This is a genomic window from Flavobacterium sp. P1_E4 (assembly GCF_056405915.1).
The window spans coordinates 113,534-137,129 of the sequence record NZ_JBFUBE010000003.1 but is presented as its reverse complement, the minus strand read 5'-3'; the positions used below and the strand labels follow the sequence as shown (position 1 = coordinate 137,129).

Genomic DNA, 23,596 nt, shown 5'->3' with positions numbered 1-23,596 from the left:
TTAAGATTTGAAAATAGATTCACAAATACTAACTTTGCAATAATACCAAAAATAGTGTTTTTTTATAAAAAAGATTCAATTTGGCTCAAATATTCTTACTCTGAGATTACTTTACCAGTTGAAATCCATAATCTAAAATCTGCAATCTAAAATGATTTACCAAGGCGTACTTTCTAAAATGCAAACCGAATTTGGAGATCCCATTCAATATTATTTGGTTTTCGAAAAGAGTTTTTTGAACATGAACCAAGTATTGAACAAAGAGTTGGAAATTAGTTTCGAAGGATATCAATGTTTGAATTGCGGTAAAAAGAAAAAAATATACCGTCAAGGATTCTGTTACGATTGTTTCTATTCGAGTCCAGCGGTGGGTGATTGGATTATGAAACCTGAGTTGAGTACTGCCCATCTTGGGATTGAAGACCGTGATTTGGCATACGAGGCGCAAGTGCAATTACAACCCCATATCGTTTATTTGGCATTGTCGAGCGAAGTCAAAGTAGGGGTGACCCGAAAAACTCAAGTACCTACGAGATGGATTGATCAAGGTGCGAGCCAGGCAATATCTATTGTTGAAGTGCCTAATCGTTATTTGGCTGGAATTACCGAGGTGGCTCTCAAAAGCCATTATACCGATAAAACCAATTGGCGCAAAATGGTTCAAAATGACCTTTCTCATGCTGATTTAGTCGCTGAAAAATTAAAACTGGAAAAACTAATCCCTGCTGAGGTACAGGAATTTTATCATCTGGAGAAAAATGACGTTTACCAAATGCATTTCCCGGTATTGAATTACCCCAAAAAAGTAAACAGTTTAAATCTTGACAAAGAACCTAATTTCAAAGGGAAGCTAGTAGGAATCAAAGGGCAATACCTCATTTTTGAAGACGGAACCGTTTTCAATGTCCGAAGTTTTGAGGGGTATGTAGTATCAATCAATATATAAAAATGATTAGTATTTGGCCGTGCCATCTACACAAAAAAAAGGGCTATCTGTTTTTGCGGGTATTGCCCTTTTTCTTTGTGGCTGTCGGGCTATTCATTGCTATCCCTCACTCGGTTTAGGTAATAACTAGATTTTTTGTAGGAATAAATTAATATATTTGGAGGTAATAAGCGGAATAAATCTACATGAAACCACTCTTTTTTTGATATACACGAGAAATTTTTTGTGTATAAACAAATTGAAAATAAGCAAAAAAATATAAAAATAATGATAATGCATCTCCAAAATAAGTTGAAAAATACAATTGTACTTCTGATTTTTTTGTCTTTTCAATATATAAATGCCCAACTAACTCTGACCAATAATGTCGGGGCAACACTTGTAAAGACTGATATGTTGTCATGTGATGAAACTGAAGGTTGGTCAAGATTATTTAAACTATCGGATTTTGGCATAAAGCCAAATGAACAATTTATTATTAAATCAGGGCAGATAGGAATTAGTAAGTCGAATATTGAGACAGAGTTATATATTACAGTTGCCAGTGTTGATGTAGATTATCCGGAATTTCTCACTACTCCCTATCATACAAAAGTATTAGGGACAGGTAGTCTAGGGAAAACCCCAATTATTAATGGTGCTCCTCAAATTGTTCAGGCTGAATTTGATACGCCAATAGTTGTTCCTGCCGGGACTGATAGAATCTTGGTCAGTGTATCAAAATATAAAGACATTTATAACTCAACATTTGCAGAAGTTCTTGTTGCAGGAACTGAAGTAGATAAAGGAGAATCTATGTATTATGGTTGCAGTACACAATATACTACAGTTTCTACTAAAAATTTAGCTATTCCTGTTCCAAATGCCAATTTTTTTATAACTCTAACTGGTGATGCTTTTGATATAAAAAATTCAGGATCAATAACGAGATTGTCACATAATGTATGTGATGATCCTTTTGAAACAGGTATTCATACTTGTTCGGGAGGCGGATCATATTGGGCAAGGGATTTTAATTTAAAAGATTTCCGTATATCTAACAACGAAGAATTTGTAATTACTTCTGGACAAGTAGGATTGAATGGCACAAGCTGGGGAACAGAAGTTACCTTTTATGTTTATAAAATAGACAATAATTTTCCAGCTTCTTTTTCTACTGCAGATTTAATAGGAAGCAGTCAAGTGCAAAGTGTTCCCTATATAGGCAGCGACAGAAGTACTCGAGTTATACAAGTAGACTTTAATACTCCGATAGTTGTTCCAGCGGGTGTAGAAAGGATCTTGGTAGAAGTTTATAAAGGACTTGTGCCTAATTCACTAGGAATAGCATTTATATCCGGCTCAACTCAGGATAACGGTGTTTCATGGCAGAGGGGATGCACAAATGTCGCGGGTGGTCCAACATTTAGTAGTGATGAATATGTTAATACAGTCGCATTTGGAAAACCCGATGCAAATTTTTACATCAACGTAACAGGGAATGTGAAAAATGTTTCTAACCATTTTGAAATGAATTTTTCAAATATATGTTCTGAATTTTTAAAGGAATTTAGTGTCGATGATCAATCAAAAGTAGCTTCAATTGCATGGGATTTTGGCGATCCAGCTTCGGGAGTCAATAATACATCTACAGATTTATCTCCGTTTCATGATTTTTCTACAGATGGAGCATATACAGTTATCGCTATAGTTACTGCAATAGATGGAACAGTTGAAACGTTAACTGAAACAATTGATGTAAAAGAACCGCCAAAAGCTTATGGTATTAACAATATTTATGCATGTGAAAGTGATGCTGGTACAGGGATTTCAAAATCATTTGATGTTTCTTCGATTACACAGCAGGTTTTAGGAGGACAAACGGATAAGGATGTTACTTTTATAGATGGAAAGGGGAATAAATATACGTCATTACCAAATCCTTTTACCAATACTATTAAAGATAGAGAAACAATTACGGTAAGAGTAAGTCATAAAGATAACCTTTGTTGCTATTCTGAAACCACTTTTGATTTAATTGTAAATCCAATGCCAAATTTATCGGCTGTTTCTGATTTAATTGTCTGCGATAATGATACTGATGGTTTTGGGCAATTTAATTTAAAGCCATTAGAAACATTAATTATAGGAGCGTCAATAGATATAAAAGTTGAATTTTATCATCAAAACGGGCAAAAAATAGTAACTTCATTAAATGCAATTACGAACCTAATTGCTAAGGAAGAAATAGTAAAACTAAAAGTAATAAATACAAATACAAACTGTTACAACGAATCAACTTTTAAATTAATAGTAAGTGCATTGCCAATAGCATACCCTTTACAAGAACTTCTAGGATGTGATAACAACAATGATGGGATTTCAGAATATTTTGATACTTCAAATATTGAGTCGACTGTCTTAGGAAATCAAACGGGAATGAAAGTTTCTTATTACAATGCTATTAGAAATCAATTATCAAGTCCCTTACCCAATCCTTACACAAACACTACCAATAGTAAGGAAACAATTACCGTTAGAGTAACAAATAATTTAACTAATTGTTATGCAGAAACGTCATTAGTTTTAAAAACAGCTTCACAACCACAAATTAATAAACCTGCTAATAGGTATGCTTGTGACGAAGGTAATGGTTTTGCTAGTTTTGATATGTCTAATATAGAAACTGAAATTATAGGAAATCAATTAGGTCTTAAAATAATGTATTTTGATAGTAATGGAAATCATTTATCTAGTCCTTTACCGACTTTATTTAAAAATACGCAATCAAAATTCCAAACTATAAAAGTAAAGGTAGAGAACGAAATAAACAGTCTTTGTAATGCTGAAACAAGTTTCGATATAATAGTAAATGACTTGCCAAGTGTAAAAATCGATAAAACTTATATTTTATGTGATTTGGAGACTTCATTACATGTAAACGTAGATAATAATTTAGATGATTATAGTTGGAAATTTCAAGATGGCAGTATTATTTCAAGTGCTTATCAGGCGGATTTGGTTAATGCTGGAAATTATGTACTTACAGTTAGCAAATTTCAAAATAATATTTCTTGTGAAAATAGTTTTGAATTTGAATTAATTCGGTCTGTCCTTCCAACTATTGCAGAAATAAAATATAAAGAATTATCAGAAAATAATTTTATTGAAATTATTGTAACAGGAGATGGTAATTTTGAATACTCTCTAGACGGCATAAACTATCAAGATAGTAATTATTTTTATAATATTCAAGGAGGAAACTATATTKCTTTTGTGAGAGATAAAGAAGGTTGTGGTGAAGATAATAAAGAAGTTACTATAATCGATTATCCAAAGTTCTTTACACCAAATAATGATGGATATAATGATTTTTGGCAGATAAAAGGCATAAGAAAATATCCGAATTCTAAAACGTCGATCTTTGATAGATACGGGAAGTTATTGATAGTATTATCTTCTAATGATTCAGGATGGAATGGTTTTTATAATGGAAAAGAATTGTCATCTGATGATTATTGGTTTAAAACCAATCTTGATGATAAGGCTGTTCTTTCTGGGCATTTTACACTAAAACGATAAAAGTGAGTTGTCAACGATGGCATAAAAAATAATGCCTATAATTATTCAAAAAATAAATACTATAGTAATTTAATTTTTTGTGGAAAATAAAGAAGGAGACGAATAAAAATAGTACGTAAAATTCATTTAAAAGTATTCATATTATTGCAGACAATAATTAATATATGATATTTCTCTAGGGGTAAAACCCATATTCAAGAAATAAAACAGAATAAGCAAATAAAAGGAAAAACTTTATGGATGATTCAAAAAACAAAGCAAAGAATGAAGTTTCGCCAAATGATGCAATGCCAAACGTGACAGGAATCGGCGGAATTTTCTTTTTTTTCAGACAATCCAGCTGAAACCAGAGAATGATTGCTAAAAACTTAGGTCTTGATATTAATGAAAGGGGATCAACTTTTAAATTCAGAAATATTGATGAACCTAGCGAAATAAATTATCTGCAATGGAGTACCTTTAAAAGCGGAAGCGAATATTTTGCGCCATCTAAAAGGAATTCATAGTTAATTACAGAGTGAAGAATATTGAAGGACTTGTGGAAAATCTCAGAGAAAATGGAGTAACTATTCTTGATGACATTGAAATAGTTGAATATGGAAAATTTGTTCACATCATGGACTCCGAAGGAAATAAAATAGAACTTTGGGAACCTGTTAAAGAGGCCTTTACAGAATTGGAAAAGAAAGACAGTGAAGAGGAATAAATCGAACTATTGTTAAATTAAAAAGCCGTTTCTTGATGAAACGGCTTTTTAGTTTAAGAATTTATGGCATTGTAGGTTCTGCAGGTTTCTTCTTTTTGAACAGCCCGTTGATTAAACTGCTGGCTTTCTGTTTTATGTCTTCTTTTTGGGCACTGGTTTTAGTTGTGTCAGTACCTGGTTTAGCGTTAGTATTTAGGTATTTATCTAATGCTGTTCCTCCCTTTTTAAGCAATTTATCGGATTGTTGTTTGGCCAGTTGCATTGTTAAGTTGGTCACTGCCGCTTTCATATCCGATGAAATTTTTGGATTGCTGAATGTCCCGGTCATTAATGCCGTTACAGGAATGTTCTCAAATTTAGCCGCATCAGCAGGTGACATTTTCGAGATATAGGCATTGGCTTCTTTGCCAAGGTATTTGGCAGGAACATTAAATTTGATGTTGTAGTCCATATTTTGGTCAAAACCATGTGAACCACTTACAACCGCTTTGATGTCTTGGTATTTGATTTCAAAAGGTTTTACGTTTACTTTCCCGTCTTTGAAAGTAAGTGCCGCTTTGATATCATTAAGGTTTACTTTGTTTAAATCAACAAATTTTAAATTGGAAGTCAACGCTGTTAACAAAGTCGAGTTGCTTGAATTTATGGTTGTAGAAAGCAATTGTCCAACCAAATCACCCGAAAGTGTTTTTAGGTCTGGGGTCATTTCAGTGGCATCCAAATTCCCGTTCAATTTGATGTTGGTGTTGATTTTTCCATTTACAATACCTGCAATTGGAGCAATTTTTTTCAACATATCCAATTGGGTGAAACTTTGTTGAATGTCAACTTGGTTTAAGTTAAGATTCATGTCAAAAACCGGTGTTTTTCCTTTGGTGGAAACTGATCCGCTGGCACCTATATTTCCTCCAAAAATGGATGTTTTTACATTCTCCAAAGTAACTTTCTCGTCTTTGATAATCATTTTCCCTGAAACATCTTTTAATGTTAGGTTATCATACAAAACCGTATTGGCTTTTGCGGTAAGCGTACAATTCAAGAAAGCAGGGATTTTCAATGGTTCTGATTTCTTAGTTTGTGCAGGTTTTGCTTCAGTTGCGCCAGCTGTGGCAGGAGCAGTGCTGGTTGTCATAAAATCATCGACTGCCAATTGGTTGGAAGTCATATTGAAATTTCCTTTCAGCTCTTGCTTTCTGAACATAAAACCATAAAAATTATCCAAAACTCCTGTTACGCTAAGGTCGCTTTTTCCTGTTTTGGCATTGAATTGTTTCAAATGAACTTGGCTAGGATTGAATTGTACCAATGCATTGCTGATGGTCATATTCTTTCCATTGGCGTCAGCATAATTAAATCCTGTCAAACCGATGGTTCCTGCATTGTTTATGTTTTGGTACTGACTTTTCTCTACCGAAGCCATATCGAATTTGGTTGTCACATCCGCTTTCAAAATTCCTGTAAGCGGTTTGTCCAGTTTTACAGGATAAGCTTTGGAAAGATTGGCCAAGTTGATGGTTCCTTTCAAAGCGGCATCAACCAAAGCATTGGTGCTGATGTTTTTGATATTGGCTTTGGCACTGAAAACATCTTGGTCTATTCGGAATGATAGTTTGTCAAGATTAACGTAAGTGTCATTCATTATCCCCGTTTCGTTTACAATCTTAGTGTCGATCACAATGCTTTGAACTGATTTTGGTAAGTTCGGATATTGGAAAGAACCGTTGTTGGAAGCAATGGCAATGTTGAATTTTGGAATCGTGGTATCTGTAAGCATACCTTTGGCAAACCCACTAACCGTAAAGTCTCCTGTTGTTTTTACACCTTCCAAACTGGAAGAATAAGCAGCAGGAATCAACCCCAAAAAGTTTTTGAATGAGGAAGTCGGAGTTTTAAATTTTAAATCATATACTTGTCCTGCATCAACCATTTGAATGAAACCGTCAAATTCCAACGGCAATTGATTGATTAAGGCTTTATTTTCTTTAAAAGTATATTTGCTTTTCTCTAAATCAATTCCAAGAACTGCATCCAATGACAGGGAAACATTCTTCATGTAATTGATTTTGCCCATATCAAACGATACTTTGGCAGTTGACTTGGTGTCCAAGTCCAATTTTGAGTTATTAAAATCGCCTGTTCCTTCGTGGTTCAAACTGTCAATGACCATTCTCATTTGCGAAGCTTCGTCAAAGTATTGGAACTTAAAATTCTCGATTTGGTATTTCTGGATTTTCAATGACATTGGCTCGCTTTTGCCTTCCTCTTTAGGTTTGTTGTCTTTCAAGGCGATATCAAAATTCCCGATTCCGTCTTTATTGAAAATAATATTGATGAAACCGTTTTTGGAAGTGATTCCTTCGATTTGCATGGCTTCTTCTTTGCCCTTAAATAATTCTTTGATGGACATTTTCAGGTTCAATTCACCCAAAGAAACTAAGGTGTCTCCTTCAAAAGGGGCTTTGTTGATGATCAATAATTTATCCAAAGTTACTGTCGCTTTTGGGAAGTTTTTGAATAAGCTCAAATCGGCATCCGAAAAGGAAACTTTGGCATCTACTTTTTCGTTGATGGCCTCGGCAATTTTGGCTTTAATTTGATCTTTAAAGAAATACGGAATAGCAAATAGGGAAGCGGTTAGCACGACCAATACAATTCCAACGATTTTTAAAATTTTCTTTAACATAGGTAGATAGGTTGGGTTATTTTTACAAAAATAAGAGTTTATTAATTAGTTGTTTTGTAAAATCTTCCTACGAAGATAATATTTGTTTTTTAATGGAATATGCTATCACCATTCTTTAATCTTATTTTATGATTTTGAAATCATTAGGATTTTACAAAAAAAAGAAACCCTTTCAGTTTTTTAATCTGAAAGGGTTTATGATAGATGATAAAAAAATTAATGGATTGAAATTTCAAAAGGCAGTCGAGCCTGAATTCCTTTTTGCATTTGTATTTTTTTAATTTGTTGCAAAACAAAATAATTTTCTTCTCCTAATTCTTCTTTGATTAGCGCTTCTTTTGATTTTGCAAAAGGAAATTTAGAAAAGAGATCGCTGAAGTTTTTTTCATAAACCGGGAAGTTTTGAGTAGAATAGTCTTTGATTTTTGCCAATGTTGCAGCTTCATTCAAAGCATCATTTAGGTTTCCGATTTTATCCACCAATCCAATTCTTTTGGCTTCAGTACCTGTCCAAACGCGACCTTGGGCAATAGAGTCTACTTGTGCAAATGTCATTTTTCGTCCTTCGGCAACGTGAGTTACAAATGTTTTGTAAACTCTTTCTATTCCTTCAAGGGTTACTGCTTTGAATTTTTCATTCAAAGGAACGAATGGACTGTAACTGGCATTTTCATTGGTCGTTACTTGTTCTGTGTTGATTCCAATTTTGGTGGAAAGTTGGTTGAAGTTTGGTAGAATTCCAAAAACTCCAATTGAACCTGTTATAGTATTTTTTTCGGCAAAAATGGTGTTTGCGTTACAGGCAATATAGTATCCTCCCGAAGCAGCATAATTCCCCATAGACACTACTACTGGTTTCACTTTTTTGGTCAATTCGATTTCTCTCCAAATTAAATCAGATGTCAAGGCACTTCCGCCCGGACTGTTAATACGAAGTACAATTGCTTTGATGTCTTTGTTTTTTCTGGCTTCTTGGAATGAACGACGCATAGAACCTTCTCCAATTACATTGGCATCTCCTTCACCGCTCTGAATTTCGCCTTGTGCATAAATTACGGCAATTTGATCATCTGATTCTGAAATTATAGATGTTGTTGCTACTTTTTGTGCATAATCAGTTATCGATACTTTGTTGTAATCTTCATCGCCAGATACTTTCATCGCTTTTTTGATAGCATCATGATACACGTCTTCATAGGCAACAACGTCAATAAGTTTATTTGCTTTGGCCATTTCTGGGGTACGAGCTAATAATCCAGTGGCTATTTCATTTAGCCTCGCAGTAGATATGTTACGGCTTGCTGAAATATCGGCAAGAACGGAACTCCAAACAGAGTTTAATAAAGCAGTAGTCTGCTCTCTATTGGCGTCACTCATTTTGTTCTCAAGGAATGGTTCAACGGCACTTTTGTATTTTCCGTGACGAATAACTTCCATTTTAACTCCGGATTTTTCTTGTAAATCTTTAAAGAACATTATTTCGGTAGACAATCCTTTAAAATCAAGGTCTCCTGCAGGGTTCAAATAAATAGTGTTGGCAACAGAGTTTAAATAATAATCTTTTTGTGTGTAATTATTGGCGTAGGCCATAACAAACTTTCCTGATTTTTTGAAATCATTCAAAGCTTCTCTTAATTCTTTGCTTTGGGCCAATCCTAATGATGAATCTTGATTCAAAATAGATATTCCTTGAATATCACTGTCTGTTTTTGCAGTGGCTATGGCATTAATGATATCGGTAAGTCCAATGTTCTTTTTCTCAGAAAAGATATCCAACCACGGGTCTTTGTATTTGCCGGCATAATCATTGGAAATGTCCTCTAAGTTCAATTCTATAACCGAATTGTTTTTGACCTCAATCCCTTCTGACTCTTCACCAAATAATGTTCCTATGATTACTATCCCGAAGAAAAACAACATGAAAAAAATAAAAATACCAATAATGGTAGCCATTACATTTCCTAAAAATCTCATATAGTATACTTTTTTAATAAGTTGCAAAAAGTGCAGATTTGTTACAGTTAATGCTGAAAATAAATTGAAACACTCTGGGCAAATATACTGCTATTCTAAAATTCTTTTGCTTAATTTGTGCCTAATATGGAATTACAGCATCAAGTTATTTTATCTCTAGGGAGCAATCAAGGCAATCGTTTGAAAAACATTGAATTGTGTCTTGAATTGATTCATCAGGAAATCGGTACTATTATAAAAGTTTCAAAATTGTACGAAACTCCCGCTTGGGGTTTTGAAAGTGAGGCGTTTTATAATTGTGCTTTGGTTTTGCATACTTCTTATTCTGCTCAGAAAATATTGGAGTTGGTTTTGCAGGTAGAAAAAAAGTTGGGACGTATTCGCAATGAAAATGCAGGATATCAATCCAGAATAATTGACATTGATTTGATTGCTTTTGATGATGAAATTCTTGATTTGGATCATCTTCAAATTCCGCATCCGCTAATGCAAAACCGAAAATTTGTTTTGTTGCCTTTTCATGATTTGAATGTAGATTGGATACATCCTGTTCTGAAAAAAACAATTTCGGAACTCATCCAGATAACTCCAGATGACAGTATTTGCGAAGTAGTGCAAAAATTAGAAAGTCCTTTAGATAAAATAATATTAAATCAATATAATTACATTGCGATAGAAGGGAATATTGGTGCGGGAAAATCGACTTTGGCTCTAAAAATGGCAGAAGATTTTAATGCCAAAACTGTTTTGGAGCGTTTTGCCGATAATCCATTTTTGCCTAAATTTTATGAAGATCAAAGCCGTTATGCATTTCCACTTGAAATGTCTTTCCTTGCAGATAGGTATCAGCAATTATCAGATGATTTGTCTCAATTTGATCTTTTTAAAGATTTTATTATAGCCGATTACCATATTTTTAAATCGTTGTTGTTTTCTAAAATTACTTTAGAAGAAGATGAATTTAGATTGTATCGTGCGTTATTTGATATCATTTATAAAGAAATGCCAAAGCCTGATTTATATATTTATCTCTATCAAAATACAAATCGATTGTTGAAAAACATAAAAACCCGAGGGAGAAGCTATGAGCAAGATATCACAGCGGAATATTTGGAAAAAATAAATAAAGGATACTTGGAATACATCAAAACCCAAACCGATTTGAATGTTTTAATTATTGATGTTTCTGATCGAGACTTTGTAAATAAACAAGAAGATTATCTCTTTATTTTGAATAAAATTCAAGAAAAGGATGCTTCGTAATTACCTCTTTAATGAAAAATGACCTTTCACTTCAGGACTATTTGAATCTAATTTTAAAACATACCAATAATCAGTTGCAGGCAAAATATTTTTGTTAAAAGTACCGTCCCAACTGAGATTTAAATCATTAAGTCTAGTAATTGTTTTTCCATAACGATCAAAAATAGTTATCTCGGCTAAAGGATAATTGACCAATCCTTTTATTTCCCAGACATCATTAAAGCCATCGTTATTTGGAGTGAAATATTTGGGTGCAATTAATACAATGAAATTCTTTGTAATTGGATTTTCACATGAATTTGTTTCTCTTACATAGGCAGTTTGGTATCCGCTCGAAACGTTTGTAAATACATTGGAACTTTGATAATTGTTTCCATCTATTGAGTATTCAAAATAATTTTGTGGATTTTTTAAACGAATAATAACCTGTGATTCATTTGTCTCAATTGGGTCTATAATTTCAGGTATTGGATGCTCAAAAACCGTAATTGTTTTTGTAACTGTACAGCTTTCAGGCTCAGGAGTTTTAATTTTTACGGTATAGATACCACTACTGTTAGGATTTATTGTTTTAGTAATTTCACCAGTTGACCATAAGTAAGAGATTCCGTTTAAAGTTGCATCTAATGTTATTTTATTTTTTGTACACCAAAGAATCTCCTCGTCTTCAACTTTTGGTAAGTCATATACGATAACACTGATTTTTATCCTGCTACCATTAGTGCAGCCATTACTTACGGCTTCGACATAATAATCGGTGTTTTTTGAAAAATTCCTAGTGAAACTTGTTCCGATTCCAACAAGGCTATTATTAGTAGGTCTTTCATACCAATAGGTTTCTCCTTCGCTTGAAAGTACTGATAAAGTTGCTTCACCCGGTCCACATGTTGTAAATGTGGTTTGTGGTGTTGTAATGATTGGAATTGAATTTATAGTTGCTGTTATTGGAGTACGTTCTGATGTTTTTGCACAGGAGTTGTATAAGGTTTCGATGTAATAAATGGTTGTGTTTAGTAATTCTGGCGTCGTGAATTGATTTCCAGAAGCAATTGGGTTTCCTCCAGTTTCCTTTTCATACCATTTAATTTCACCTAAATTAGTAGTGCCTTCTAGAGTTACTTCGCCTACATCACATCTAGAAGCAGGTTTGGTATTTGTAATCTGTGGTATGGTTAAAGAAGTGCTTGTTGCAATTTGAAGTTCTGGATCTGAAGGCATTCCTCCGTACTCTACGATATAACCTCTCGATTTCATTGGGCCATTAGTTTTTCCGTCGTAGGTTAAATCAATCCAAGCGCCTTTTATGCCAAGACCTGGATCTCGGTCTAAAATATGAGCAAAATGTTCTAGACCTGTGCCATTATCTGGTTCGTTATTGTTGCCGTTTTTTCTATTCCAATAAGCGAAATTAGGAGTATAACCCTGTCCGAAAATATTGGAGTATTTGACGCCACCAGGTCCTACTTCTAGATTGCTCCAGAATAAGGTTCCGTTTTCGGGGCCTGTTAGCCATCTCCATTCTCCTTCTAATTTATAATCAGCCCCGCCAATCCAACCATTTCCAGGTAATTGATCTCCTATTATTTGTTGTTCTTCGGCTGATAAAATTGTCGCTAAATATCCTTTTAAGCCAAAATAAGTTTTTGTTTCGGCTGCCGTTTTTGCATCTCCCCAAGTAATTCCTGGTGCTTCAAAGTACTCATAAAAATGATTATTGGTTGGTAAATAATTAGCGTTATCGACACTGATTGAAAAGATTCTGTTTCCTGTTGGTTTATTAGACGAATTGGTGTAGACAACATCTTTTATTGCAGCAATAAATTCTGTGTATGACGTCAGAATTCCATTTATGGGAGCCGATAGTTTTAATTTACCCAGATTGGAATCCCAATCTGAAACAATCGAAGGATGATTCCCTGTAAGAGTTAATAAATCTTGTTTGTCATTATATCCAACTGAGATTTGGATATAAATAGATTGAGTACTAGTATCATCAGGATCGGTAATATTCATATCAGTTACAATAGGAATACTGGTTTGTGGACAGTAAATTTGGTTTCCAGTGGCTTTTAGAGTAGGGGGTATGTTGTCTAATATAGATTTCTTATTGGCTATAAAATGGATGTGTGCACTTTCTTTTTTTCGTAAACATATATCATTTGCATAGCTTATTTTTGAAAAAACTAAAAGCAATGATGTTAGTATAAAAAAAGCAGTTACTCTTGTCATTTTATAAAAGTATTCATTTTTTTTAAAATAAAAGAAAACTTGTTTAAAATGAATGTTTGTAATTGGTATAAAGTCAGTGTTTTATCTCTTTAAAGAGAAATGACCTTTCACTTCAGGACTATTTGAGTCTAATTTTAATACATACCAATAATCAGTTGCAGGTAATGGTTTTTTGTTAAAAGTACCGTCCCAACTATGATTGAAATGATTTAGTTGTGTGATTAATTTTCCATAACGGTCAAAAAGAGAAACTTCAGCCAAGGGGTAATCAATCAATCCTTTTACTTCCCAGATATCATTAAATCCATCATTGTTTGGAGTGAAATATTTTGGAATAATGATGACTATGAAAGGTTCATTGTCGCTATTGCATTTGTTGATATTGCGCACATATGCGGTTTGTAATCCGCTGGGCGCATTGGTGAAAACATTGGAGCTTTGATAGTAAATATTATCTATTGAGTATTCAAAATAATCTTCGTTTTTTACCAGTTCTATGGTAACGCTTGTTTCGTCAACTTTCACATTCTTTATTTCGGGTTTATTATACTCAAATACGGTAATCGTTTTTCTGCTAGTGCAATTTTCTGGAGCAGGACTTGTTACATCTACAGTGTAGGCTCCAGTTGTTGGTACATTAATCGTTTGTGAGGTTTCTCTAGTTGACCATAGGTAAGTCATGTTTGGGATAGATGCGTCTAATAGTACTGAACCAGGAAGGCATATGGGAACTTGTTGGTCGGTAACTGCAGGTAATGGGTAAACAATTAATTCAACTGGAATTTTGTTGTTGTTTGTGCAACCGTCGTTTATTGCTTCGGCATAATAGGTTGTATTAGCACTAATGGTTGTTGTGGTGTAGGACAATCCAGTGCCTACAACAGTTCCTCCAATTTGAGAATACCAATTTATGGTTCCTACAGGGGGTGTTGCTTTTAAAGTGAATAATCCAGGTCCGCAATTGGTTACGGGTGAGTTTGTGTCTGTTACTGTGATTGTTGGGGTGATGCTTATTTTGGCTTCTACAGCGGTTCTGTTGCTAGTGCAACTGGCGGTTTCAACATAATAAGTGGTGGTTGTATTTATATTCGGAGTGGTAAAATTAGGACCAGTTCCTATAGAGTTAATTGCAGTCACTGTATCATACCAATTGATAGTTCCAGCTGTAGCTGTAGCTTGTAGAGTAACAGTTCCTGCGTCGCATCTTGATGCTGGTGTAATACTTGTTATGGATGCAACGGTCAAAGTAGTGCTGGCCGAAAGTTGTAAAACAGGATCTCCTGGAGTTCCTCCATATTCTACAATGTATCCTTTGGGTTGGTAATCACCACTTGGATTTCCGGCATCTGCCAAATCATTCCAAGAACCTGCCTTTCCAACTCCCGGAGCTGTGATATGGGCATAATCTTCATCTCCTGCCTGATTTGGTTCGTTAGTGTTCCAAAAAGCAAAATTAGGAGTTGAACCATTCGAAAGTCCATTCCAGAAAATAGTGCCAGCTTCTGGACCAGTTACCCATTTCCAAACACCTTCTGTTTCTTTATCTGTGCCACCAATCCAACCAGCTCCGGGTGCTTGCTCTCCAGCTAATTGTGCTTCGTCTGCAGCAGTAAGTGTGGCTAGATAGCCTTTTAGTCCATAGTAGGTTCTGATTTCTGCAGCTGCTTGGGCGTTGGTCCAAGTAATTCCTATGTGAGGTACGTATTCATAATAATGTCCATTTCTAGGTAAGTAATTGGCCTGTCCTATGCTGATTGAAAATTTTCTAGTCCCTGAAGGTGTGGAGGAAGAATTGCTAAACTGAATGTCTTTTATGGCGTTTTCAAAATCGGTATAGGTTACAGGTGTTCCAGGTATGGAGCTTTTTAATGTTAGTTTTCCTTCACTTTGTTCCCAATGTTCTACAATAGTGGGGTGTGATGAAGCATTATTAAGAGATAATTTATCTTTACCATTCACATAGCCTGATGAGATCTGAATATAGATAGCATCGGTACTTGTGTCTCCAGGGTCTGAATCTGTAATAGAAATAGTGGTTACTATGTTGACAAAACTTAAGGGACAATAGGTATTATTTCCAGTAGCAGTAATCACGGGAGCGGTATCGACGAGAGAATGAACTGATTTATTTGGTTTTACTGATAAAGCAGTAAAACTTTTTTTAGGAGGATTGTTAGTGTAATTTGCGTAGCCAAAATTATAAATTGAAAATGCAAAAAATAATAGCATATTGATGTGGAGTCTAATTTTCATTTTATAAAAATAAGCTTTTAAATCAAAATGCAAAAGTTTGTTTAGAAGTTTATTAGATTAAAAAAGAGTAGTTACAAATTGACTTTTAATTGTTGAATTGCTTAAATAAATCCCAAACCACTATACCAGCACTTACTGAAATGTTTAAAGAATGTTTGGTTCCCAATTGTGGAATTTCAATACAGCCATCGCATAAGGCTACAGCTTCCTGTGCTACGCCATAAACTTCATTTCCGAATATTAAAGCATACTTTTGGTTTTTGTCTACTTTGAAATCCTGAAGAAAAACAGAGCTTTCTACTTGTTCAATGGCAAGGGTAATGATGTTTTCTTCTTTTAAATTTGTAATAACTTCCAATACATTTTCATGATGTTCCCAAGTTACAGTTTCTGTTGCGCCAAGAGCTGTTTTGTGAATTTCCTTGTTTGGCGGAGTGGCGGTTATACCACATAAAATTATTTTTTCGATCAAAAAAGCATCGGCCGTTCTGAAGACAGATCCTATGTTGTGTAAACTGCGAATGTCATCCAAAACTAAAATCAATGGTGTTTTTTCAGATTTTTTAAAATCGTCAATTGATTTCCTCTCTAGTTCGCTGTTTTCAAGTTTTCTCATTTTTGGGCAATTGGTTTTATAAAAAAAGCTTCCCAAAAATCAGGAAGCCTTTCTTTATTTGATAAAAAAGTAATATTAGCTTTTTGTTGCAGCAGGTGCAGCATCAGGTAAAACAGTTCCTTTTATAGTAAGGGTTTTTGTCGGTTGTCCTTCAGCATTTGAAGTTACAGTTACAGTTTTTGTAAATGGACCTACTCTGTCTGTTGCATATCTTACTCCGATAACTCCTTTAGCTCCTGGAGCAATCGGTTCTTTTGGTGTAGTTGGTACAGTACATCCACAAGATCCTTGAGTATTTGTGATAATTAATGGTTTGTTACCATTGTTTGTGAATACAAATTGACGGTTTGGTTCTGCATTGTGAGCGATAGTACCGTAATCAATAGTTTCATTTTCAAAAACCATTCCTGCACCATCTACTTTTGGTAATGCAGCAACTGCAGTTGTTTTTGCTTTTTTAGTTTTTTTTGAAGTCTCTTGAGCGTTAGAAATCGTTGTTCCTAAAACGGTTAGCATAGCTAATAGAAGTATTTTTTTCATAGTCTTTTTAGATTTGAATGACAAATTTATACAAATTAACAAAATTGTATTGTAATTTTTTCTTAAAACTAATTTAATTTTTTTCACCTTAGTTTTTTGCGGTATAAAATTATAAATTCGCTGAGTTTTTTATTCACTCAAATATAACAATTTTGGCAGCAAAAGATAAGATAGTTAAAGAAACTCCATTAATGAAACAATACAATGAAATCAAGAGGAAATATCCTGATGCTTGCTTGTTGTTTCGTGTTGGGGATTTTTATGAAACTTTTGGAGAAGATGCCGTTCGGGCTTCAAAAATTTTAGGGATTACATTGACCAAAAGAGGAGCGGGTTCTGAGACTGAGACTGCGCTGGCTGGTTTCCCCCATCATTCTATCAATACCTATTTGCCTAAATTAGTCAAAGCAGGACTTCGAGTGGCTATTTGTGATCAATTAGAGGATCCAAAAATGACCAAAACAATCGTTAAGCGTGGGGTTACAGAACTTGTAACACCTGGAGTTTCGATGAATGATGAGGTTTTACATTCCAAAACCAATAATTTTCTGGCGGCAGTTTATTTTGCGAATAAAATGATTGGCGTTTCATTTTTGGATGTTTCTACAGGTGAATTTCTTACCGCTCAAGGGAATGCTGAGTACATAGATAAATTGCTTCAGAATTTCAATCCAAGCGAGGTCTTGGTTCCTAAAAATAATAAAAATGAATTCCGTGAAACTTTCGGTGAGGATTTTCATAATTTCTATTTGGAAGATTGGATTTTCAAAGAAGATTATGCTGTCGAAACGCTAACTAAGCATTTTCAAACTGTTTCTTTAAAAGGTTTTGGAGTTGAGGAGCTGAGAGAAGGAATCATTGCATCGGGTGCTATTCTTTATTATTTATCCGAAACACAACATAATAGAGTGCAGCATATTACGGCTATTCATCGAATTGCTGAGGATGCTTATGTTTGGATGGATCGATTCACGATTCGTAATCTGGAATTGTACCACAGTTACAATCCAAATGCTGTTACGTTATTGGATGTGATTGATAAAACGCTTTCGCCAATGGGTGGGCGTCTATTAAAGCGTTGGTTGGCACTGCCGTTAAAAGACAGCAATAAAATTAAAAGCCGTCATCAGGTGGTTTCTTATTTAAACGAAAATCAAGATGTTTTAAAAAACATTCAAAATCAAATCAAGCAGATTTCTGATCTGGAGCGTTTGATTTCTAAAATTGCCACAGGTAAAGTTTCGCCTCGTGAGGTGGTTTATTTGAAAGAATCATTGGATGCCATTATTCCAATCAAGACATTAGCTTTGTCAAGTCCGCAAGAAGCAGTAAAAGTAATTGGAGACAGTTTACATAGTTGTGATTTGTTGCGTGAAAAAATACAAATTACCTTAAATCAAGATGCTCCTGTGGCAATTGCCAAAGGGAATGCTATTGCGAAAGGAATCAATGCAGAATTGGATGATTTACGCGCGATATCTACTTCAGGTAAACAGTTTTTGGAAGGAATTGAGAAAAGAGAGTCTGAACGTACTGGAATTTCTTCATTAAAAATTTCTTTTAATAATGTTTTTGGGTATTATATTGAAGTTAGAAATACGCATAAAGACAAGGTTCCTGCAGAGTGGATCAGAAAGCAAACACTTGTAAATGCAGAGCGCTATATCACGGAGGAGCTGAAAGAATACGAAACTAAGATTTTGGGTGCCGAAGAGAAAATTCAAAAAATTGAAAACGATTTATTTGAGCAACTAGTGAGTTGGGTGGCTACATACATCAAACCGGTTCAGATGAATGCTAATTTGGTTGCTCAATTGGATTGTTTGTGCTGCTTTACACAATTGGCAATAGAAAATAAATACGTTTGTCCTGAAATTGACGATACGTTTGAACTTGAAATTAAAGAGGGAAGGCATCCTGTAATTGAAAAGCAATTACCTGTTGGAGTCCCATATATTACAAATGATGTTTTCCTAGATAGGGAAGCACAGCAATTGATAATGATTACTGGGCCAAATATGTCGGGTAAGTCGGCAATATTACGTCAAACGGCTTTGATTGTATTGCTTGCACAAATGGGAAGTTTTGTTCCAGCAGAAAGTGTTAGGATGGGGATTGTGGATAAGATATTTACCAGAGTGGGAGCTTCGGATAATATTTCGATGGGAGAGTCTACTTTTATGGTTGAGATGAATGAAACGGCTTCTATTTTGAATAATATATCTGATAGAAGTTTAGTATTGTTAGATGAAATTGGAAGAGGTACGAGTACTTATGACGGAATTTCAATCGCTTGGGCTATCGCCGAGTTTTTGCACGAGCATCCATCTAGACCTAAAACATTGTTTGCGACGCATTATCATGAATTGAATGAGATGAGTGAGACGATGCCTCGAATTCAGAATTACAATGTTTCTGTAAAAGAATTAAAGGATACAGTACTTTTTATTCGAAAATTAGTAAAAGGCGGAAGTGCACACAGTTTCGGTATTCATGTAGCTAAAATGGCGGGGATGCCTCAACTTGTTATTTCAAGGGCTCAGAAAATGTTAAAGAAGTTGGAGAAGAACCATTCGAGTGATGTATTGAACGGCATAAAATCCGAAAAGGAAGAAATGCAAATGAGCTTTTTTAACCTCGATGATCCTTTATTGGAGGAAATCAAAGAAGAAATTGTTAATTTGGATATAAATGCTATTACTCCTGTTGAGGCATTGATGAAACTCAATGAGATTAAAAGGATGTTATCTAGGAAATAGTTTTTGGATTTAAAGTTATAGCTGTCAGAACGTTAAATTTTATCTTTGTTTTTTTTAAAAAAAAGGTTTGCGTAATTGAATAAAAGTTCTAAATTTGCAACCGCAATATGAAACAAGTATTGCGGTTCTTTTTAAGAATGAAATGCGAAAATAGCTCAGTTGGTAGAGCGCGACCTTGCCAAGGTCGAGGTCGCGGGTTCGAGCCCCGTTTTTCGCTCCAAAATCGCATAATGCTCGGATGGTGAAATTGGTAGACACGCTGGACTTAAAATCCAGTGAACAGCAATGTTCGTGCGGGTTCAAGTCCCGCTCTGAGTACAAGAAAGCTTCAAACTATGTTTGAGGCTTTTTTTATTTGTGTAAATTATGATGACAAACTAGTTTGTGTGTCAGTGATTTAATCTTTTGTTTGAAATCAGTAATCTAAATTCTAAAATCAAATGGGTGCTTTTGTAGTTAGTAAAAGATTTGATGATCAATATAAGTTTGTGTTTACTTCAAGAAAAGGAAAAGTTATTTTTACGAGTATGAAGTATGAGCTTAAGTTTGAATGTGAGGAGGCGATTGAATATTTTAAAAGTAATATTGGTCTGGCGACTTTTGATAACCACAAGTCAGCTGGAGGGAAATATTTTTTTAAACTGTTTTTGGATGGTGCTCCTTTTGCTTTAAGTAGAAAATACACAACTGAATTGAGGGTTCAGAAGGGAATTGATGAAATCATGAAGTATGCGTCAGCTTCTGAAATCTTGGATTTTTCGGATAATGATCTAATTTTTTTGGATTGATTATTGTAGTTGGAAAACGTAAAAAAAACCATCATGATTTCGTGATGGTTTTTTTATATATATCTTCTGTATAGTGTCGAAACGATGTTTTCGTGAGATATAGTCATAAAAAAAAGCTGCATTGAATGCAGCTTATTTTTTCTAGCGTAATTTGAAATTACTTAGCTGGAGCAGCAGCAGGAGTTGCAGCAGGTGCAGCAGCAGTTGTATCAGCAGCTACAGCAGCAGTTGTATCAGCAGCTACAGCAGTAGTATCAGCAGGAGCAACAGCAGTAGAATCTACAGCAGTAGTTTCTTCAGCAGGAGCGTCAGCTTTTTTACAAGATACAACAGTTAATACAGCAACAACAGCTAAACTTAAAAATACTTTTTTCATCTTAATTTAATATAAAGGTTAATTATTAATTCGTGGCAAAGATATAAAATTTTTAATATGTAAAATATTTTTTCATTTATTTTTTAAAAATAATTTTCAATCAGAGGGTTAGCTTTTTCTTTTAGGGAATATAAAATAGGCAAATAATTACAAATTGTAAAAATAGCGTCCTGTTTTATGAGGTTTTATGCTTTCTTTTTACACGCCTAAAATAGTTGTAATTCTTTTATTTTGAGCTTTTCTTGTGAGTTATTTTTTCTAAAATACTGTTAGTGGCTCCTTTATTTTTTTGTACAAAAGTGCTACAAATTTCACCTTTTTGACGTCTTGTGACAGGGTCTTGGATCAATGTTGAAAATGCAATTTCGAGTTCTTTGGAATCGTTTATTGAAATACAACCTTCAATTTTTACTAAATTAATAGCTTCGTCAAAATGAGAATAATTTGGGCCAATTACGATAGGGATTCCAAAAGTCGCTGGTTCCAACAAGTTGTGCACTCCTGGATTTCCAAAACCACCTCCTACATAGGCAATATCTCCATAGCTGTAAATTCTGGTCAATATACCAATAGTGTCAACTATAAATACATCAAATTGTGATAAATCTTTATTTTCTTTTTCTGAAAACAGCATTGTTTTTTTAGTGATGCTGTTTTGCAGTTGTTTGATTTGTTCAGGTTTTATATTGTGGGGTGCGATAATGAATTTGACATCGTGAGCGCATGAGTTGATGTATTCTGAAATTATTGTTTCGTCTTTAGGCCAAGAACTTCCTATTACGATTGTTGTTTTGTTGTTTTTAAATTGGTCTATAAAGTCCAAAGTGTTGTTTTTTTCTAAGATTGCAACAACTCTGTCAAATCGAGTGTCGCCAGAAACAATGACGTTTGTTTTTCCTAACCGGGTGATGAGTTTTTTTGAGTTCTCATTTTGCACAAAGAAATAGGTAAATGTGTCTAATGCTTTTCTGTAAAAGCCACCGTACCATTTGAAGAATAATTGCTTTTCTCTAAAAATTCCTGAAATCAAATAAGTGGGAATGTTTTGTTTTTGCAATTGGTCTAAATAATTAATCCAAAATTCGTATTTAATGAAGAATACAAAGTCTGGATGGACTAATTCTAAAAAGCGTTTAGCATTTTTTGGGGTGTCCAAAGGTAGATAAACCGTTGCGTGGGCAACAGTATTGTTTTTTCGAACTTCATAACCTGATGGAGAAAAAAAGGTAACCACGATTTTATGGGTTGGATACTTTTCTTTGATTTTTTCAATGACGGGAAGCCCTTGTTCATACTCGCCTAAAGATGCAGCATGGAACCAAATGGTTTGATCATTGGCTGATATTTTTTGTTCCAAAATTGTAAAAACATCTTTCCTGCCATCAACGAAAAGTTTCATTTTAGGACTGAAAAGCGCTATGATTTTTAATAAAAATTGGGTGAATAGAATGGTTGAATTATAAAGAAAATGCATCGATAATTTTTTTGTAAAAATACATTTTCTTTGTGTTATTTTCTTCCTTAATAAATGTTTAAATTATGGTTGTTAGGAACCTACTTTTTATTTCTTCGGAAAAATATTTTTTATTGTGGGTTTGATTGGTTTGAACTCATTAAATAACTATTTTTGTTGTGCTTGTTTGGGGTGGTTAAATTGCAGTAAAATTTGACCTTAAAGCAAGTTTACTTCTATTAATTGTTCCTGTGAAAGGCATAGGATGCTAAAAAAGAATACATGAAAAAAATACAAATGGTTGACTTAAAAAGTCAATACGATAAAATCGCAGCAACTGTAAATGCTTCGATTCAAGAAGTTTTGGATACCAATACTTATATTAATGGGCCACAGGTTCATACATTTCAAAAATCATTAGAAGAATATTTAGATGTTAAGCATGTAATTCCTTGTGCTAACGGAACCGATGCCTTGCAAATCGCAATGATGGGATTGGGTTTGAAACCTGGAGACGAAGTTATTACGGCCGATTTTACTTTTGCCGCGACTGTTGAAGTAATTGCTCTGTTGCAATTAACACCAGTTTTGGTTGATGTTGATATGGTAAATATGAACATTTCTATTGATGCTATCAAAAAAGCGATTACTCCAAAAACAAAAGCAATTGTACCAGTTCATTTGTTTGGACGCGCTGCCAATATGGAAGCAATTATGGCTATTGCCAAAGAACATAATTTGTACGTGATTGAAGACAATGCGCAAGCCATTGGTGCTAATTGTACATTTTCGGATGGGACAAAAAAGAAAGCTGGAACTATTGGACATGTATCTTCTACTTCTTTCTTTCCGTCAAAAAACTTAGGTTGTTATGGTGATGGTGGAGCTATTTTTACCAATGATGACGCTTTAGCACATATAATTCGAGGTGTTGTAAATCATGGAATGTACGAGCGTTATCATCATGATGTTGTGGGAGTAAATTCTCGTTTAGATAGCCTTCAAGCAGCTGTACTTAATGCTAAATTACCTTTGTTGAATTCATACAATAATGCACGTCGTGAAGCAGCGGGGAAATATAACGCAGCTTTATCTGGACATTCTAATATTGTAATTCCAGAGTTTGATTCAAATGATGATGATCACGTTTTTCACCAATATACTTTGAGAATTATCAATGCAAATCGTGACGGATTGATGCAACATTTGTTGGATAAAGGAATTCCATGCGCTATTTATTATCCAATTCCGTTGCATTTGCAAAAAGCTTATTTGGATGTACGTTACAAAGAAGAAGATTTCCCAGTAACGAACCAGTTGGTAAAAGAAGTAATTTCATTGCCAATGCATACAGAACTTGATGATGAACAAATTAAATTTATAACGGACAGCGTTTTAGAATATTTAAAATAATTACAGTAAAGACGCTATTTATAGCGTCTTTTTTAT

The 23,596-nt window shown here is 34.3% G+C and carries 15 protein-coding genes and 2 tRNA genes; 9 read left to right on the top strand and 8 right to left on the bottom strand.

The annotated features are described in order from the left end of the window. Positions 1 to 151: 151 nt before the first annotated feature. The 3 genes from AC1DY0_RS04235 (at position 152) to AC1DY0_RS04225 (ending at position 5,213) form a co-directional block, all read left to right on the top strand. Positions 152 to 946: a DUF2797 domain-containing protein gene (locus AC1DY0_RS04235; protein ID WP_477187421.1), complete on the top strand. Its 795-nt coding sequence runs from the start codon at positions 152 to 154 to the stop codon at positions 944 to 946. A gap of 291 nt (positions 947 to 1,237) precedes the next feature. Beyond that, positions 1,238 to 4,507 carry a T9SS type B sorting domain-containing protein gene (locus tag AC1DY0_RS04230; protein ID WP_477187420.1) on the top strand — a complete coding sequence of 1,090 codons (3,270 nt, stop codon included), beginning with the start codon at positions 1,238 to 1,240 and terminating at the stop codon, positions 4,505 to 4,507. 517 nt (positions 4,508 to 5,024) lie between these two features. Then, a complete protein-coding gene (locus tag AC1DY0_RS04225) occupies positions 5,025 to 5,213 on the top strand; it encodes a VOC family protein (protein WP_477187419.1) in 189 nt (62 codons plus the stop codon). Positions 5,214 to 5,274: 61 nt separating this feature from the next. Here AC1DY0_RS04225 and AC1DY0_RS04220 read toward each other — a convergent pair whose 3' ends face one another. Both AC1DY0_RS04220 and sppA read right to left on the bottom strand, forming a co-directional pair. After that, the gene (locus AC1DY0_RS04220) at positions 5,275 to 7,896 is read right to left on the bottom strand and encodes an AsmA family protein (RefSeq protein ID WP_477187418.1); all 2,622 of its coding nucleotides are present in this window, start codon (positions 7,894 to 7,896) and stop codon (positions 5,275 to 5,277) included. Between the two features lie 216 nt (positions 7,897 to 8,112). Continuing rightward, positions 8,113 to 9,870 (bottom strand): signal peptide peptidase SppA, encoded by a 1,758-nt coding sequence (gene sppA, locus AC1DY0_RS04215; RefSeq protein WP_477187417.1) that lies wholly within the window; start codon positions 9,868 to 9,870, stop codon positions 8,113 to 8,115. Between the two features lie 126 nt (positions 9,871 to 9,996). On the opposite strand from sppA, the gene folK reads away from it, so the two are divergent. Further along, positions 9,997 to 11,133 carry a 2-amino-4-hydroxy-6-hydroxymethyldihydropteridine diphosphokinase gene (gene folK, locus AC1DY0_RS04210; protein WP_477187416.1) on the top strand — a complete coding sequence of 379 codons (1,137 nt, stop codon included), beginning with the start codon at positions 9,997 to 9,999 and terminating at the stop codon, positions 11,131 to 11,133. Here folK and AC1DY0_RS04205 read toward each other — a convergent pair whose 3' ends face one another. The 4 genes from AC1DY0_RS04205 to AC1DY0_RS04190 all read right to left on the bottom strand — a co-directional run bounded on the left by AC1DY0_RS04205 (position 11,134) and on the right by AC1DY0_RS04190 (position 16,771). After that, positions 11,134 to 13,362 carry a T9SS type B sorting domain-containing protein gene (locus AC1DY0_RS04205; protein ID WP_477187415.1) on the bottom strand — a complete coding sequence of 743 codons (2,229 nt, stop codon included), beginning with the start codon at positions 13,360 to 13,362 and terminating at the stop codon, positions 11,134 to 11,136. An 81-nt stretch (positions 13,363 to 13,443) separates the two neighbouring features. Then, a complete protein-coding gene (locus AC1DY0_RS04200) occupies positions 13,444 to 15,615 on the bottom strand; it encodes a T9SS type B sorting domain-containing protein (RefSeq protein ID WP_477187414.1) in 2,172 nt (723 codons plus the stop codon). Between the two features lie 85 nt (positions 15,616 to 15,700). Continuing rightward, the gene (locus AC1DY0_RS04195; protein WP_477187413.1) at positions 15,701 to 16,231 is read right to left on the bottom strand and encodes an RNA methyltransferase; all 531 of its coding nucleotides are present in this window, start codon (positions 16,229 to 16,231) and stop codon (positions 15,701 to 15,703) included. A gap of 75 nt (positions 16,232 to 16,306) precedes the next feature. Continuing rightward, a complete protein-coding gene (locus tag AC1DY0_RS04190) occupies positions 16,307 to 16,771 on the bottom strand; it encodes a DUF1573 domain-containing protein (RefSeq protein ID WP_477187412.1) in 465 nt (154 codons plus the stop codon). 152 nt (positions 16,772 to 16,923) lie between these two features. On the opposite strand from AC1DY0_RS04190, the gene mutS reads away from it, so the two are divergent. The 4 genes from mutS (at position 16,924) to AC1DY0_RS04170 (ending at position 20,318) form a co-directional block, all read left to right on the top strand. Continuing rightward, a complete protein-coding gene (gene mutS / locus AC1DY0_RS04185; protein WP_477187411.1) occupies positions 16,924 to 19,530 on the top strand; it encodes a DNA mismatch repair protein MutS in 2,607 nt (868 codons plus the stop codon). A gap of 144 nt (positions 19,531 to 19,674) precedes the next feature. After that, a tRNA-Gly gene (locus AC1DY0_RS04180) sits at positions 19,675 to 19,750 on the top strand. 12 nt (positions 19,751 to 19,762) lie between these two features. Then, positions 19,763 to 19,848: transfer RNA gene (locus tag AC1DY0_RS04175), tRNA-Leu, on the top strand. 122 nt (positions 19,849 to 19,970) lie between these two features. After that, the gene (locus tag AC1DY0_RS04170; RefSeq protein WP_477187410.1) at positions 19,971 to 20,318 is read left to right on the top strand and encodes a YegP family protein; all 348 of its coding nucleotides are present in this window, start codon (positions 19,971 to 19,973) and stop codon (positions 20,316 to 20,318) included. A 157-nt stretch (positions 20,319 to 20,475) separates the two neighbouring features. Here the strand turns inward: AC1DY0_RS04170 and AC1DY0_RS04165 are convergent, their stop codons facing one another. Both AC1DY0_RS04165 and AC1DY0_RS04160 read right to left on the bottom strand, forming a co-directional pair. Beyond that, positions 20,476 to 20,694 (bottom strand): hypothetical protein, encoded by a 219-nt coding sequence (locus AC1DY0_RS04165; protein ID WP_477187409.1) that lies wholly within the window; start codon positions 20,692 to 20,694, stop codon positions 20,476 to 20,478. Positions 20,695 to 20,920: 226 nt separating this feature from the next. Next, on the bottom strand, positions 20,921 to 22,168 hold the full coding sequence (locus AC1DY0_RS04160) for a 3-deoxy-D-manno-octulosonic acid transferase (protein ID WP_477187408.1): 1,248 nt from the start codon (positions 22,166 to 22,168) through the stop codon (positions 20,921 to 20,923). 261 nt (positions 22,169 to 22,429) lie between these two features. On the opposite strand from AC1DY0_RS04160, the gene AC1DY0_RS04155 reads away from it, so the two are divergent. Further along, positions 22,430 to 23,560 (top strand): DegT/DnrJ/EryC1/StrS family aminotransferase, encoded by a 1,131-nt coding sequence (locus AC1DY0_RS04155; protein ID WP_477187407.1) that lies wholly within the window; start codon positions 22,430 to 22,432, stop codon positions 23,558 to 23,560. The last annotated feature ends 36 nt before the right edge of the window (positions 23,561 to 23,596 follow it).